The following is a 13,450-nucleotide window of genomic DNA, read 5'->3' on the forward strand; positions in this document are numbered from 1 at the left end:
TACCATTCGGCTATGGCGAAGAAGCTCGTGATCAAGGTGACGGCCGGGGCGGACGCCCCCGAGCGCTGTTCGCAGGCGTTCACGGTGGCCGCGGTGGCCGTGGCCAGCGGCGTCGAGGTCTCCCTGTGGCTGACCGGGGAGTCGTCGTGGTTCGCGCTGCCGGGGCGGGCCGCCGAGTTCGAACTGCCCCATGCCGCACCGCTGCCCGACCTGATCGAGTCCGTCCTGACCGCCGGGCGCATCACGCTGTGCACGCAGTGCGCCGCCCGCCGGGAGATCACGGAGAAGGACGTCCTCGAGGGCGTACGGATCGCGGGCGCGCAGGTCTTCGTACAGGAGGCCCTGGGAGACGAGACACAGGCGCTCGTCTACTGAGCACCTCCGGCACGCCCACCGAGGGCCTGCGGCACGTCCGCCGAGGGTCTCCGGTTCGTCAGCGCCGTTCGTGCGCCGGACCCCGGGACGTCCTCACGGCCTCGGACGTTTCTTGCCGTCCAGCTCGTCCCACCACTCGTCCGACTGCGGATCGCCGGAGGGGTCGTCCCACCAGCGGTCCTCCGGGCCCCGCCGGTTGGCGACCATCGCGGCGACCGGCGGGATGACCATGGCCACGACGCACAGGCCCACGGCGGCGGGGACGGACCAGATGCGCACGACCGCCCAGGCCAGGACGAAGAGGCCGATACACGTCCCCATCATGGCGAAGTAGATGTGCCGTCGCCGGGCGTACATGGTTCCAGAGTAGGGCCGGCGGCCCCTGTCACAACTGATCCACAATTTCCGTCCGGCCGGGCGCCGCAGAGTTACCGTGGCGTATCCGTTCCGGACTCCTGAAATCCGTCACCGACCCGGGGGAACCACCACATGCGAGCCCTGCGAATACTCCTGATCGTCGTCGTGGTCCTGGGCGCGCTGTTCGTCATCGTGGACCGGGTGGCCGTGCACTTCGCGGAGGGCGAGGCCGCGGACAAGCTGAAGTCCACGGAGAACCTGGCCTCCACCCCGGACGTGGACATCAAGGGCTTCCCGTTCCTCACCCAGGTCGCCGGCGGCTCCCTGGACGACGTCGAGGTCGGCATCGACGACTACGAGGCGGAGACGGGGAAGGCCGGCCAGACCATCCGGATCGACGACCTGAAGGCCGACATGAAGGGCGTCGAGTTCTCCGGCGACTACAGCTCCGCCACCGCGGCCACCGCGACCGGCACGGCGACGGTCTCCTACTCCGAGCTGCTGAAGACCGCCAAGTCCGAGCCGACCGAGGTCGCCCCCGGCATCACGGCCAAGGTCGTCGGCCTCTCCGACGGCGGCAACGGGAAGATCAAGGTCGCGGTGGAGGGCACGGTGTCGTCCCTGGGGATCAAGCAGACCGTGTCCGTGCTCAGCTCCGTGAGCGTGGTGAACAACAAGGTCGAGGTCCACGCGGACTCCCTGCCGAAGCTGGGCAGCACCGCGATCGCCGAGGACCGCATCCGCACGATCACCGACTTCCAGCAGGTCATCGACCAGCTGCCCGGCGGCATCAAGCTGGACAAGGTGCAGGCCGCGCCGGACGGCGTGGAGATCAGCGTGAAGGGTTCCGGCGTGCGGCTGGCCGGGTAGGGACGGGGAAAGCCGGGACGGACACGGGCTCTCCGGCTATGGACACGGGCTGTCCGACTGGCGAGACGATCCAGTCCGCAGCGTAGATGCACTGACACGGCGAGCGTCCGGAGGCCCCGCGGGGATCTCCGGACGCTCTTCTCGTATCGCCATTCGGACGATCGCATCTCGCCATATGACACACCGGTGACATGTCCGCCCGTACGTCCCTACGATCGAGCCCATGAAGCGACAGGCGGATCTCACGAAGCGGCGGGCAGTGGACCTGTGCCGCGTTGCCGCCATGCTCTGTCGCCCCTTCTGAGCGGAAGCCCCGGCTCCCGCATCTCACCCCGCCCTGCTGCCAGGGCACACGTGCGCCGCTCGGGCATCGAGCGCGCCCCCCTCTCTACTCGCACGCCCCGCCGCGACTGCCCCGGAGGAGAAAGAGCATGAGCCGCAGCGACGTCCTGGTCGACGCCGACTGGCTCCAGGAGCACCTGGACGACCCGACCATCGCGATCGTCGAGGTGGACGAGGACACGTCCGCCTACGAGAAGAACCACATCAAGAACGCGATCCGCATCGACTGGACCAAGGACCTCCAGGACCCGGTCCGTCGTGACTTCATCGACCAGGAGGGCTTCGAGAAGCTCCTGTCGAAGAAGGGCATCGCCAACGACACGCTGGTGATCCTCTACGGCGGCAACAACAACTGGTTCGCGTCGTACGCCTACTGGTACTTCAAGCTGTACGGCCACGAGAACGTCAAGCTCCTCGACGGCGGCCGCAAGAAGTGGGAGCTGGACGCCCGCGAGCTGGTCGACGGCTCCGAGGTGCCCGAGCGCGACACGACGGACTACAAGGCCAAGCCGCAGGACACCTCGATCCGTGCCTTCCGTGACGACGTCGTCGCCGCGATCGGCGCGCAGAACCTGGTCGACGTCCGCTCGCCCGACGAGTTCTCCGGCAAGCTGCTCGCCCCGGCCCACCTGCCGCAGGAGCAGTCGCAGCGTCCGGGTCACGTCCCGACCGCCCGCAACATCCCGTGGTCGAAGAACGCCAACGACGACGGCACCTTCAAGTCGGACGAGGAGCTGACGGCCCTCTACGCCGACGAGAACGTCGACCTGGCCAAGGACACGATCGCCTACTGCCGCATCGGTGAGCGCTCGGCCCTGACCTGGTTCGTGCTGCACGAGCTGCTCGGCGTGGAGAACGTCAAGAACTACGACGGCTCCTGGACCGAGTACGGCTCCCTCGTCGGCGTGCCGATCGAGCTCGGCGCCGAAAAGTAACCCATCCCGACCGGCCTTCCGGTCAGACCCCTCTGGAGAATCAGCATGTGCGGAGCGAAGGCCGGCGGCCCGGACGCCTCGACGATCAAGCCCGGTGAGACCACGATCCAGGGCCAGGTGACCCGCGACGGCGAGCCGGTGACGGGCTACGTCCGTCTCCTCGACTCGACCGGCGAATTCACCGCGGAGGTGCCCACCTCCGCGACCGGCCAGTTCCGCTTCTACGCGGCCGAGGGCACGTGGACCGTGCGGGCGCTGGTGCCCGGCGGCACCGCCGACCGCACGGTCGTGGCCCAGCAGGGCGGCCTCGCCGAGGTAGCGATCGCCGTCTGAGCGGCCAAGAGAACTCAGTGACGAGCCGAAGGGCCGTATCCCCCGGGTTGGACGCCAATAGGGGATACGGCCCTTCGCCTCCCTCCTCCCCCCACCGGTGCGGTGATGGGCAGATCCGTTCCACGGCCCGGGGGCAAAGTCGCAGGTGAGCGGGCGGGCGGGGCCGGGAAGACTGGCACGGATCGGCCAATCACCGACTTCGCCGGGGGCGGCCGGGGGCGGCCCGGGGCCGCCGCCGGGCGGCGGCCGGCGGAGTTAGCCCAGGGCTCGGCCCAGGGCCCACACCATCGGGGCGGCCGCCGATAGGGGCAGGGCCACGCCTGCCGTGAAGTGGACGAAGCGGGACGGGTAGTCGTAGCTGGCCACCCGGTGGCCGATGAGCGCGCAGACGCCCGCCGCCGCGCCCAGCGCGGCGCCCTTCGTGTCGTAGCCGGTCATGCCGCCCACGGCGATTCCCGCGCCCGCCGCGGCCAGCAGGGACACCACGACCGAGGCCGGGGCCGGCATCGGCAGGGCCCTCGCGAGGACGGCCACCGCCACCGCCGCCGCTCCCACCGACACCGCGTGCGGGTCGGCGGCCAGGAAGCCCGTCGCCAGGACCGCGAGCGCCGCCGAGGCGATCGTCGCCATCAGGCCGTACATCCGCTCGTCCGGCGAGGCGTGCGAACGCAGCTGGAGGACGAGGGAGAGCAGGACCCAGAGGCCGAGGGACCCGAGGATGGCCACCAGCGCGTGGTCGCGGCCGGCCGCGAGGACCGCCACGTCGGCCGTCAGCGCCCCCGCGAAGGCCAGCGCGATGCCCTGCCGGGCGGGCCACATGCCGTTCAGCCGGAACCAGCCCGCGGCCGTGACCGCCTGGAGCACCACCAGCGGCACGGCCAGGGCGTACGAGGCGATGGGCGCCGCGGCGGCCAGCAGCAGGCCCAGCAGCGCGGTGAGCGCCGCGGGCTGGAGGCCGGGCTCGATGATCGGGGAACGGCCCTCCAGGCGCGCCCGCTGGGCATCGGTGATCCGCGCGTTGCCGGCGAGGGTGGCGGGGCCGTAGGCGGGCCCGGCGGAGTCACCGGCCGGTTCGGCCACCGCTTCCGGCGCCTGCCCGGCCACCGGATCGGCCGCCGGTACCTGTGCCGATGCCGATGCCGATGCCGACACCGCCGGCCCGGGCGCGGGCGCGGGCTGTGCACCGGATGCGTACGGCTCCGCCGCGTACGACCCGTGCGCGTGCGGCTCCTGCGCGTACGCGTCCTGCGGGTGGTGTCCGTGCGCGTGCGGGTTCTGGTCGTACGCGTCGTGCGGGTACGCGTCCTGTCCGTACGCCTCTTGCCCGTGCGGGCCCAGGGACTGCTGTGCCTGCTGCGGCTGGTGGTGCTGCATCGGGGCCTGCTGCTGGTGTCCGTACCGGGCCTGCGGCTGGTGCGCCTGTTGGTACTGCGGGTCCTGGTAGTGGGGCTGCCGGTACGGCTGCTCTTCCTGCCGCGGCAGGTACGCCGTCTCCGCCGCCTGCACCGGCGCGTGCGTCTGCGTCTCCCAGGTCTGGCCCTGCCACTGCTGGGTGAGTTCCGCGTCGTGGCCGGGCTGCTGCCCGTACCGCGGCTCCTGTCCGGGCCAGTCCTGCTGCTGGTAGGGGTCGTAGCCCTCGTAGGGGCCGCCCTGGTACGGCTGATCGGTCATGCTCACCCTCCTGCGAACGGCGGGAGCACCTCGACCGTGCCGCCCTCGGCCAGCCGTACCGTCTCATGCGCGCGGGTCCCGACGGGGTCGCCGTCGACGAGGAAGGAGCAGCGCTTCAGCACGCGCGTCAGCTCTCCGGGGTGACGCTCGCGCACGGCGGCCAGCGCGCCGGCCAGCGTGTCCGCCTCGTACGGCTCCTCGGCGACCTGGGCCGCGGCCTTGGCGGCGGCCCAGTAGCGCACCGTGACCTTGGGCATCTCGATCCTCAATCGACGGCAGGGACTGGAAAGTCTGTGTGGGGTCAGGCTAGCCCGCCGCCGACACCGCCCAGTCCCCGATCCGGGCCACCAGGGCGTCGTCCGCCGCGTGCTCCGCGTGGCCCATGCCCGGTTCGACCCAGAGTTCGCCGTGGTCGCCGGCCGCCTCGGCGAGCATCCGGGGGTGGTCGAGCGGGAAGTAGCCGTCGCGGTCCCCATGGACGAGCAGGAGCGGGGTCGGGGCCAGCCGGGGAACCGCCTCCACCGGTGACAGGGGCACCGGGTCCCAGTCGCGGTGGTGGATGCGGGTGCGCAGGCCGTAGCGGCTCACCAGGCGGCCCTCGGGGCGGGTGACCAGCCAGTGCAGGCGGCGCATGGGCGCCGTGCCCCGGTAGTACCAGCGGGCCGGCGCGCTCACCGAGACCACCGCGTCGACCGTGCCGGGCCGCAGGGCCGCGTGCCGCAGGACCACCGAGCCGCCCATGGAGAAGCCGACGGTCACCACGCGCGCGTGGTGGAAGCCGCGGGCCCACTCCACGGCGGCGGCGAGGTCCAGCACCTCCTTGTCGCCGACCGTGGACCGGCCGCCGGAGCGTCCGTGGCCGCGGAAGGAGAAGGTGACGACCGCGCCGTAACCCCGCAGCACGCCGGCCACCCGTCGTACGTGTGGCCGGTCCGCGTCCCCGGTGAAGCCGTGCGCGACGACGAAGACCACGTCGCGGGAGGAGGAAGAGGAGGGGGAAGGGGAGGCGTCCGGAGCCTGCGGAGGGGCTTCGTATACGACCGGGCCCGGATCGTATACGGAATCGACCGGGATCCCGTCGGCGGTGCGCAGGAACGTCCGGATAGGGGCCCGTCTGTCTGTCTCGCGATTCGGACGAACGGTGGAACACGCCACATGACCTGCCGGACGGTTGCTCATGTGGGCTATTCTGCTGGGCAGAGGACTCGGGCAGCGTAGCCCCCGGGTCCTTTTGTGCTTTCGGACGCGTTGTATGCACAGCGGGAGACCTCGGGTGGCCCGCCGGCGTACGGGGCCCCCGGGATCGCAGAGCAGTGCCCGTCCGCACAGTCCTCGCAGGGACCGAGGAGGAACCAGACGTATGAGTTCTCTGCTGCTCCTGACCAACGCCCTCCAGCCGTCGACGGAGGTGCTCCCGGCCCTCGGCCTGCTCCTGCACAACGTGCGGGTCGCTCCCGCGGAGGGGCCGGCCCTGGTCGACACCCCCGGCGCCGACGTCATCCTGGTCGACGGCCGGCGCGACCTCCCGCAGGTGCGCAGCCTGTGCCAGCTGCTGCGGTCCACCGGCCCCGGCTGTCCGCTGCTCCTCGTCGTCACGGAGGGCGGTCTCGCCGCCGTCACCGCCGACTGGGGCGTCGACGACGTGCTCCTCGACACCGCGGGCCCCGCGGAGGTGGAGGCACGGCTGCGGCTCGCCATGGGCCGGCAGCAGATCGTCAACGACGACTCCCCCATGGAGATCCGCAACGGCGACCTGTCGGTGGACGAGGCCACCTACTCAGCGAAGCTCAAGGGCCGGGTCCTGGACCTGACCTTCAAGGAGTTCGAGCTGCTCAAATACCTCGCGCAGCACCCGGGCCGGGTCTTCACCCGCGCCCAGCTGCTCCAGGAGGTGTGGGGCTACGACTACTTCGGCGGCACCCGCACGGTAGACGTGCACGTACGGCGGCTGCGCGCCAAGCTCGGCCCGGAGCACGAGTCGCTGATCGGAACCGTCCGGAACGTCGGTTATCGATTCGTTACGCCCGAGAAGCCCGACCGGTCGGCCGAGGACGCCAAGAGCAGGTCCGGCCGGGCAAAGCGGGACGATATGGACGCAACCGCCGCCCTGGACGGTGCGGAGGTTCACGCGGAGGCGTAGCCGCCGCGTGACCGGTGCCCGGGGTCCTCCTCCTCACCCGCCCGCCTTGTGATACGCCCTGCCCAGCGGGGGTCAATCCGCGTAGACTCCGCGCGTGGCCAAGGTGACTCGGGATGACGTGGCACGGCTGGCTGGAACCTCCACCGCCGTCGTGAGCTACGTCATCAACAACGGACCCCGGCCGGTCGCCCCGGCCACGCGCGAGCGTGTCCTCGCCGCGATCAAGGAACTGGGGTACCGCCCCGACCGGGTCGCCCAGGCGATGGCCTCCCGGCGCACCGACCTCATAGGACTGATCATCCCGGACGCCCGCCAGCCCTTCTTCGGGGAGATGGCGCACGCGGTCGAGCAGGCCGCCTCCGAGCGCGGGAAGATGGTCCTCGTCGGCAACACCGACTACATCGGCGAGCGCGAGGTCCACTATCTGCGCGCCTTCCTCGGCATGCGCGTCTCGGGCCTGATCCTCGTCTCCCACGCCCTGAACGATCTCGCCGCCGCCGAGATCGACGCCTGGGACGCCCGGGTGGTGCTGCTGCACGAGCGTCCGGAGGCCATCGACGACGTGGCCGTGGTGACGGACGACCTGGGCGGCGCCCAGCTCGCCGTGCGCCACCTGCTGGAGCACGGCTACGAGTACGTCGCCTGTATGGGCGGCACGGCGGAGACGCCGGCCGTCGGCGACCCGGTCTCCGACCACGTCGAGGGCTGGAAGCGGGCCATGGCCGAGGCGGGCCTGCCCACCGAGGGCCGGCTGTTCGAGGCGCCGTACAACCGCTACGACGCCTATCGCGTGGCCCTGGAGCTGCTCTCCGGCCCGCACCGGCCGCCCGCGGTCTTCTGCTCCACCGACGACCAGGCGATCGGCCTGCTGCGGGCCGCGCGCGAGCTGCGCATCGACGTACCGGGGCAGCTGGGGGTGGCCGGCTTCGACGACATCAAGGAGGCCGCGCTCGCCGACCCGCCGCTGACCACGGTCGCCTCGGACCGTTCGGCGATGGCCCGGGCGGCGGTCGACCTGGTGCTGGACGACGGGCTGCGGATCGCCGGGTCGCGGCGCGAGCGGCTGAAGACGTTCCCGTCGCGGCTGGTGGTCCGCACGAGCTGTGGCTGCGTCTAGCCGCCGTGGCCGGGCGGAGGTGCCCGCGCCCGCCGATGACCGGTCGTGCCCGTTGACCGGTCGTGCCCGTTGACCGGTCGTGCCCGTTGACCGGTCGTGCCCGTTGACCGGTGCCGCTGACCGGTCGTACCCGCTCGGCGGGGTCGCACATTCGTACGAACCGGGCCCGTGGGCTGCTGTGATGAGGGCCGGCTGAGAGGCTTCCCCAAGACGCGGGAGCCGTCTTTACAACGGGCAAACGAGGTTCTGCCGGGCTTCTCAGGGAGCACTCAGGAAGCTCTCATGGTCACGGGGGACTCTTCTGTCATGACCGAGAGCCAGGGCACTTACGAGCAGCCGCACTCCTACCCCGCCCCCGTGAACCCGGAGTGGCCGCCCCCGCCGCCGCACCAGCCGGCCGTGGCGCCCGCTCCGCACAAGAAGAAGCGCACCCGCGGACCCGTCGGCCTCCTCGCGGCGGTCGCGATCGTGGCCGCGGCGGTCGGCGGCGGCACGGCCTACGCCTTCCAGGAGCTGACCGGCAAGGACGCGGTCGCCACCGCCGGCGGCAGCACCACCGTGGTGCCGACCTCGAAGAGGGGTGACGTCGCCGCCATAGCGGCCGCGGTCAGCCCGAGCGTGGTCGAGGTCAACGCGACGCTCGCGGGCGGCTCCTCCACCGGTTCCGGCGTGATCATCACCTCCGGCGGTGAGATCGTCACCAACAACCACGTCGTCTCCGGCGCCGATTCGATCAAGGTGCGCACCAGCGACGGCAAGAGCTACGCCGCCGAGGTCGTCGGCACCGACAGTTCCAAGGACCTCGCGCTGATCAAGCTGCACGGCGCCTCGGGGCTGAAGGCGGCGGCGCTCGGCGACTCCGGTGACGTCCAGGTCGGCGACTCGGTCGTGGCGATCGGCTCCCCCGAGGGTCTGACCGGCACGGTCACCAGCGGCATCGTCTCCGCCCTGAACCGGGACGTCACCGTCTCCACCGACGAGGGACAGGGGCAGGGCAGGGGCGGCGACGGCCAGTGGCCGTTCCAGTTCGGCGGCCGTGAGTTCAACGGCGACACCGGCTCGTCCACGACCACCTACAAGGCCATCCAGACCGACGCGTCCCTGAACCCCGGCAACTCCGGCGGTGCGCTGATCGACGCCGGCGGTCATGTGATCGGCATCAACTCCGCGATGTACTCGTCGAGTTCGCAGGCGTCCTCGTCCTCGGACGCGGGCAGCGTCGGCCTCGGCTTCGCCATCCCCATCGACACCGTCAAGTCCGGCCTGGCCGCACTGCGGGCGGGCGGTTCCGACAGCTAGCTAGCACCACACCGCGCGGCAGTCAGCGCGACACTCAGCAAGGGAGCAGGTCATGATCAAGCACTTCCCCCACCACATGGCCGAGCGCGGTCCGGCCGGCATCACGCTGGCCCTCTCCATCGCGTCCGAGTTGCACGTGCCGGTCCCCCCGCCCCGCGCCCCGGAGGTGGCCGTGAACCCGGTCCCGCAGCTGATGGGCCTGCGTACCTCGGCCGCCCGCCCGCACCGCCGCAAGGTGCCGCTGCACCGGCTGAGCACGGTCCGGGCCTGACCGGCCCGCGTGCCCCTCACCGGCCGGCGGGACGTGGCACGCTGAGAACCACCCGTTCACCCGCCCCACCGCACCCCCGAGGAATCGCGAGCGATGAGCCCCGCCGAAGGCGACCGTGACCCCCAGCGCATCCTGATCGTCGACGACGAGCCGGCCGTACGCGAGGCACTCCAGCGCAGCCTCGCCTTCGAGGGGTACGGCACGGAGGTCGCCGTCGACGGCGCGGACGCCCTGGAGAAGGCCACCGCCTACCGGCCCGACCTGGTCGTGCTGGACATCCAGATGCCGCGCATGGACGGCCTGACGGCGGCCCGCCGGATCCGGGGTGCGGGGGACACCACCCCGATCCTGATGCTCACGGCCCGCGACACGGTCGGCGACCGGGTGACCGGACTGGACGCGGGCGCCGACGACTACCTGGTCAAGCCCTTCGAACTGGACGAGCTCTTCGCCCGTGTCCGCGCACTGCTGCGCCGCAGCTCGTACGCGACGACGGGGTCCGTCGAGGCGCACGAGGACGAGGCCCTCACCTTCGGCGACCTGCGCATGGACCTCGCGACCCGGGAGGTGACACGCGGCGGCCGGCGGGTGGAGCTGACCCGCACGGAGTTCACCCTGCTGGAGATGTTCATGGCGCACCCGCGGCAGGTCCTCACCCGCGAGCAGATCCTCAAGGCCGTCTGGGGCTTCGACTTCGAGCCCTCGTCCAACTCCCTCGACGTCTACGTGATGTACCTGCGCCGCAAGACCGAGGCCGGCGGTGAGCCGCGGCTGGTGCACACCGTGCGCGGGGTGGGCTACGTCCTCAGGCAGGGCGGCGCCGAGTGAAGCACCTGGTGCGCCGGTACCGCGCGCTGCCCATCCGGGCCCGCCTCGCCATGCTGGTCGCGGCGGCGGTGGCGTTCGCGGTGGCGGCGGTCTCGGTGACGTGCTGGTTCATCGTGGAACGGAAGCTGTACGAGCAGCTCGACGGCGACCTCCAGAAGTCCCTGCGGAACACGACGCAGATGGGGCAGTTGCAGTACACCCTCGACAACTGCACCGACACCCCGCAGGCCGGCGACTTCCTCCTCCGGGACAGGTACTCCCAGCTGGTCACGGAGGACGGCAAGGTCTGCCTCTTCGGGTCCGCCTCGGGCAAGATCAAGGTCACCCAGGCGGACAAGTCCGAGATCGAGCGCCTGGACCCCGACACGCTCTACTTCCGCAACGGCAGCGACGACGAGGGCAACGAGCTGCGTGTGCTCACCAAGCCCTTCGGCCCCACCTCGACCGCGAGCGGCGGGCGCGGACCCAACGTCGGCGTGCTCATCGCCGTACCGCTCACGAGCACCCAGAAGAACCTCAACGACCTCGCCCTGATCCTCCTCCTCGTCTCCGCCATCGGGGTGGTCGGCGCCGGGGCCGCGGGGCTCGCGGTCGCCCGGGTCGGTCTGCGTCCCGTCGACGAACTGACCGAGGCCGTCGAACACGTGGCCCGTACCGAGGACCTGAGCGTCCGGATCCCCGTGGCGGACGACAGCGAGGACGAGGTCGCCCGGCTCTCGCGGTCCTTCAACTCGATGACCGCCTCGCTGGCCAGCTCCCGCGAGCTCCAGCAGCAGCTGATCGCGGACGCCGGGCACGAGCTGCGCACACCGCTGACCTCGCTGCGGACCAACATCGAACTCCTCACCCGCAGCGAGGAGACGGGCCGGCCGATCCCGGCGGAGGACCGCAAGGCGCTGCTCGCCTCGGTGAAGGCGCAGATGACCGAACTGGCGGCGCTGATCGGGGACCTCCAGGAGCTGTCCCGCTCGGAGGGCCAGCGCGGCGAACGCGTCCAGGTGGTCGCCTTCCAGGACACCGTCGAGTCGGCCCTGCGCCGGGCCCGGCTGCGCGGCCCGGAGCTGTCGATCACCGCGGACCTGGAACCCTGGTTCGTGCGGGCGGAGCCCTCCGCGCTGGAACGGGCCGTCGTCAACGTCCTCGACAACGCCGTGAAGTTCAGCCCGGAGGGCGGCACGGTCGAGGTGCGGCTGTGCGAGGGCGTGCTGACCGTCCGCGACCACGGCCCCGGTATCCCGCAGGACGAACTCCCGCACGTCTTCGACCGCTTCTGGCGCTCCCCCAGCGCGCGGGCCCTGCCGGGCTCCGGCCTCGGCCTGTCCATCGTGGCCCGTACGGTCCGGGAGGCGGGCGGCGAGGTCACCCTGGCCCGCGCGGAGGGCGGCGGCACCGTGGCGACGGTACGGCTGCCGGGGGCGCCGACCCCGCCGCCGGAGACGCCCGCCGGCTGACGCGGTCCCTCAGCCGGGTTTGGGCATGGTGCGCAGGCGCTCGATCTGGGTCCGGCTGAGGTCGTTCGCCCGGCGCATGTGCCGGGTGATCACCTTCAGTTCGTCCTCGCTGTTGTCGTCGAAGACCGTCTGCCAGGTCTGTCCGAGGTCGTCCCACAGCGCGGTGACGCGGGCGACGCGTTCCGGTACCGGGGTGACCAGCACACGGCGGCGGTCCTGCCGGTCGGGCGTGCGGGTGACGTAGCCCGCGCGCTCCAGCCGGTCCACGAGGCGGGTGGCCGAGCCCGTGGTGAGACCGGTCATCCCGGCGATCTGCTTGACCGTGAGCGGCTCCGGCTCGGCGGTCAGCAGGCTCAGGCACTGCACGTCGGTCGGGTGCAGTCCGAGGTGGTCGGCGACGGCCTGGTTGAACAGCGTGTACGCGGCCAGATAGCGCCGGGACTCCGCGGCCAGCTCCTCGTAGAGCCGGGCCCGGCTCGGGTCCGTCATGGATGCCTCCCAAAAATTACTGCGCGGCGCAGCGAACTCCGCTAATCTCTGCGTGGCGCAGCTGATGCGTCACGCAGCAAGTCTATCGATCCCCGGGGGAGAATCATGCTCACCGTCGCCGTCACCGGCGCCACCGGCGCCCAGGGCGGAGCCACCGCCCGCGCCGCGCTCGCCGCCGGCCACCACGTCCGCGCCCTGACCCGGCGCCCGGACTCGCCCGCCGCCGACACCCTGCGCCAGCTGGGAGCCGAGGTCCGGCACGCCGACTTCGACGACCGCGCCTCCCTCGACGCGGCCCTCGCCGGCGCCGACGCCCTCTTCGCCGTCACCACCCCGTTCGGCACCGGCACCGACACCGAGATCCGGCAGGGCAAGGCCCTCGTGGACGCCGCGGCCGGGGCCCGCATCGGCCATGTCGTCCTCACCTCCGCCGCCCACGCCGACCGCGGCACGGGCGTTCCGCACTACGAGAGCAAGTGGGTGATCGAGCGGCATCTGCGCGCCTCCGGCCTGCCCTGGACGGTGATCGCCCCGGCCGCGTTCATGGACAACTACGCCGGCGGCTGGACCCTCGACGGGCTGCGCTCCGGCAACTTCGCCTGGCCGATGCCGTCCGATCTGCCGCTCACGCTCATCCCCGCCGCCGACATCGGCGCGTTCGCCGCCCTCGTCCTCGGGCGCCGGGACGACTTCGCCGGCCACCGCCTCGACATCGCCTCCGACGCCTGCACCCCCGCGCAGATCGCGGCCGCCCTCGGCGCCGCAGCGGGCCGTCCGATCACACACGAGGAGGTCCCCCTGGCGTACGTCCGCACCCACTCGGAGGATCTGGCGGCCATGTTCGCCTACTTCACCGGCACGGGTCTCGACGTCGACGTCGCCGGCCTGCGCCACGCCTACCCCGAGGTCGGCTGGCACACCTTCGGCGCGTGGGCGTCCGGGCAGGACTGGGGCGCACTGCTGGACCGGTGA

The 13,450-nt window shown here is 71.8% G+C and carries 17 protein-coding genes; 12 read left to right on the forward strand and 5 right to left on the reverse strand.

The window, feature by feature from the left end:
* Positions 1-12 precede the first annotated feature (12 nt).
* Positions 13-375, forward strand: a complete 363-nt coding sequence (locus JK361_RS33730; RefSeq protein ID WP_201825668.1) for a DsrE family protein — start codon at positions 13-15, stop codon at positions 373-375.
* Between the two features lie 93 nt (positions 376-468).
* On the opposite strand, the gene JK361_RS33735 is transcribed toward JK361_RS33730, so the two are convergent.
* The gene (locus tag JK361_RS33735) at positions 469-732 is read right to left on the reverse strand and encodes a DUF3099 domain-containing protein (protein WP_201825670.1); all 264 of its coding nucleotides are present in this window, start codon (positions 730-732) and stop codon (positions 469-471) included.
* Between the two features lie 132 nt (positions 733-864).
* Here JK361_RS33735 and JK361_RS33740 point away from each other — a divergent pair, with 132 nt between their 5' ends.
* The 4 genes from JK361_RS33740 to JK361_RS33750 all read left to right on the forward strand — a co-directional run bounded on the left by JK361_RS33740 (position 865) and on the right by JK361_RS33750 (position 3,212).
* On the forward strand, positions 865-1,602 hold the full coding sequence (locus tag JK361_RS33740) for an LmeA family phospholipid-binding protein (RefSeq protein ID WP_201825672.1): 738 nt from the start codon (positions 865-867) through the stop codon (positions 1,600-1,602).
* Between the two features lie 223 nt (positions 1,603-1,825).
* A complete protein-coding gene (locus tag JK361_RS42740; protein WP_350751515.1) occupies positions 1,826-1,906 on the forward strand; it encodes an Ms5788A family Cys-rich leader peptide in 81 nt (26 codons plus the stop codon).
* A gap of 127 nt (positions 1,907-2,033) precedes the next feature.
* A complete protein-coding gene (locus JK361_RS33745) occupies positions 2,034-2,879 on the forward strand; it encodes a sulfurtransferase (protein ID WP_201825674.1) in 846 nt (281 codons plus the stop codon).
* A gap of 45 nt (positions 2,880-2,924) precedes the next feature.
* On the forward strand, positions 2,925-3,212 hold the full coding sequence (locus JK361_RS33750; RefSeq protein WP_004986406.1) for a DUF1416 domain-containing protein: 288 nt from the start codon (positions 2,925-2,927) through the stop codon (positions 3,210-3,212).
* A gap of 255 nt (positions 3,213-3,467) precedes the next feature.
* On the opposite strand, the gene JK361_RS33755 is transcribed toward JK361_RS33750, so the two are convergent.
* Genes JK361_RS33755 through JK361_RS33765 form a run of 3 tightly spaced genes read right to left on the reverse strand, consistent with a single transcriptional unit; the run spans position 3,468 to position 6,062 of the window.
* Positions 3,468-4,883, reverse strand: a complete 1,416-nt coding sequence (locus JK361_RS33755) for a hypothetical protein (protein WP_201825676.1) — start codon at positions 4,881-4,883, stop codon at positions 3,468-3,470.
* A 2-nt stretch (positions 4,884-4,885) separates the two neighbouring features.
* Positions 4,886-5,140, reverse strand: a complete 255-nt coding sequence (locus JK361_RS33760; protein WP_201825678.1) for a MoaD/ThiS family protein — start codon at positions 5,138-5,140, stop codon at positions 4,886-4,888.
* A 49-nt stretch (positions 5,141-5,189) separates the two neighbouring features.
* Entirely contained in the window at positions 5,190-6,062 is an 873-nt protein-coding gene (locus JK361_RS33765) for an alpha/beta hydrolase family protein (RefSeq protein ID WP_201825680.1), read from the reverse strand.
* Between the two features lie 181 nt (positions 6,063-6,243).
* On the opposite strand from JK361_RS33765, the gene JK361_RS33770 reads away from it, so the two are divergent.
* The 6 genes from JK361_RS33770 (at position 6,244) to JK361_RS33795 (ending at position 11,989) form a co-directional block, all read left to right on the forward strand.
* Positions 6,244-7,023 (forward strand): winged helix-turn-helix transcriptional regulator, encoded by a 780-nt coding sequence (locus JK361_RS33770; protein WP_201825682.1) that lies wholly within the window; start codon positions 6,244-6,246, stop codon positions 7,021-7,023.
* 94 nt (positions 7,024-7,117) lie between these two features.
* Positions 7,118-8,140 (forward strand): LacI family DNA-binding transcriptional regulator, encoded by a 1,023-nt coding sequence (locus JK361_RS33775; RefSeq protein WP_201825685.1) that lies wholly within the window; start codon positions 7,118-7,120, stop codon positions 8,138-8,140.
* A gap of 306 nt (positions 8,141-8,446) precedes the next feature.
* Complete coding sequence (locus tag JK361_RS33780) at positions 8,447-9,439, forward strand: S1C family serine protease (protein WP_201825687.1); 993 nt, start codon at positions 8,447-8,449, stop codon at positions 9,437-9,439.
* 52 nt (positions 9,440-9,491) lie between these two features.
* Positions 9,492-9,710 carry a hypothetical protein gene (locus tag JK361_RS33785; RefSeq protein ID WP_201825688.1) on the forward strand — a complete coding sequence of 73 codons (219 nt, stop codon included), beginning with the start codon at positions 9,492-9,494 and terminating at the stop codon, positions 9,708-9,710.
* A 93-nt stretch (positions 9,711-9,803) separates the two neighbouring features.
* Positions 9,804-10,538 (forward strand): response regulator transcription factor, encoded by a 735-nt coding sequence (locus JK361_RS33790; RefSeq protein WP_201825690.1) that lies wholly within the window; start codon positions 9,804-9,806, stop codon positions 10,536-10,538.
* Positions 10,535-11,989: a HAMP domain-containing sensor histidine kinase gene (locus JK361_RS33795; RefSeq protein WP_201825692.1), complete on the forward strand. Its 1,455-nt coding sequence runs from the start codon at positions 10,535-10,537 to the stop codon at positions 11,987-11,989. Before JK361_RS33790 ends, JK361_RS33795 begins: the two co-directional genes overlap by 4 nt.
* A gap of 9 nt (positions 11,990-11,998) precedes the next feature.
* On the opposite strand, the gene JK361_RS33800 is transcribed toward JK361_RS33795, so the two are convergent.
* Entirely contained in the window at positions 11,999-12,478 is a 480-nt protein-coding gene (locus tag JK361_RS33800; protein WP_201825694.1) for a MarR family winged helix-turn-helix transcriptional regulator, read from the reverse strand.
* Between the two features lie 105 nt (positions 12,479-12,583).
* Here JK361_RS33800 and JK361_RS33805 point away from each other — a divergent pair, with 105 nt between their 5' ends.
* On the forward strand, positions 12,584-13,450 hold the full coding sequence (locus tag JK361_RS33805; protein WP_201825697.1) for an NmrA family NAD(P)-binding protein: 867 nt from the start codon (positions 12,584-12,586) through the stop codon (positions 13,448-13,450).

Origin of the sequence: Streptomyces musisoli (genome assembly GCF_016741855.1) — a bacterium.
GTDB classification, from domain to species: Bacteria; Actinomycetota; Actinomycetes; order Streptomycetales; family Streptomycetaceae; genus Streptomyces; species Streptomyces musisoli.

Excerpts from the sequence above, each read along its gene's own strand:
- JK361_RS33730 (WP_201825668.1), top strand. The coding sequence starts at position 13 with ATGGCGAAGAAGCTCGTGATCAAGGTGACGGCCGGGGCGGACGCCCCC.
- JK361_RS33735 (WP_201825670.1), bottom strand. The coding sequence starts at position 732 with ATGTACGCCCGGCGACGGCACATCTACTTCGCCATGATGGGGACGTGT.
- JK361_RS33740 (WP_201825672.1), top strand. The coding sequence starts at position 865 with ATGCGAGCCCTGCGAATACTCCTGATCGTCGTCGTGGTCCTGGGCGCG.
- JK361_RS42740 (WP_350751515.1), top strand. The coding sequence starts at position 1,826 with ATGAAGCGACAGGCGGATCTCACGAAGCGGCGGGCAGTGGACCTGTGC.
- JK361_RS33745 (WP_201825674.1), top strand. The coding sequence starts at position 2,034 with ATGAGCCGCAGCGACGTCCTGGTCGACGCCGACTGGCTCCAGGAGCAC.
- JK361_RS33750 (WP_004986406.1), top strand. The coding sequence starts at position 2,925 with ATGTGCGGAGCGAAGGCCGGCGGCCCGGACGCCTCGACGATCAAGCCC.
- JK361_RS33755 (WP_201825676.1), bottom strand. The coding sequence starts at position 4,883 with ATGACCGATCAGCCGTACCAGGGCGGCCCCTACGAGGGCTACGACCCC.
- JK361_RS33760 (WP_201825678.1), bottom strand. The coding sequence starts at position 5,140 with ATGCCCAAGGTCACGGTGCGCTACTGGGCCGCCGCCAAGGCCGCGGCC.
- JK361_RS33765 (WP_201825680.1), bottom strand. The coding sequence starts at position 6,062 with ATGAGCAACCGTCCGGCAGGTCATGTGGCGTGTTCCACCGTTCGTCCG.
- JK361_RS33770 (WP_201825682.1), top strand. The coding sequence starts at position 6,244 with ATGAGTTCTCTGCTGCTCCTGACCAACGCCCTCCAGCCGTCGACGGAG.
- JK361_RS33780 (WP_201825687.1), top strand. The coding sequence starts at position 8,447 with ATGACCGAGAGCCAGGGCACTTACGAGCAGCCGCACTCCTACCCCGCC.
- JK361_RS33785 (WP_201825688.1), top strand. The coding sequence starts at position 9,492 with ATGATCAAGCACTTCCCCCACCACATGGCCGAGCGCGGTCCGGCCGGC.
- JK361_RS33790 (WP_201825690.1), top strand. The coding sequence starts at position 9,804 with ATGAGCCCCGCCGAAGGCGACCGTGACCCCCAGCGCATCCTGATCGTC.
- JK361_RS33800 (WP_201825694.1), bottom strand. The coding sequence starts at position 12,478 with ATGACGGACCCGAGCCGGGCCCGGCTCTACGAGGAGCTGGCCGCGGAG.
- JK361_RS33805 (WP_201825697.1), top strand. The coding sequence starts at position 12,584 with ATGCTCACCGTCGCCGTCACCGGCGCCACCGGCGCCCAGGGCGGAGCC.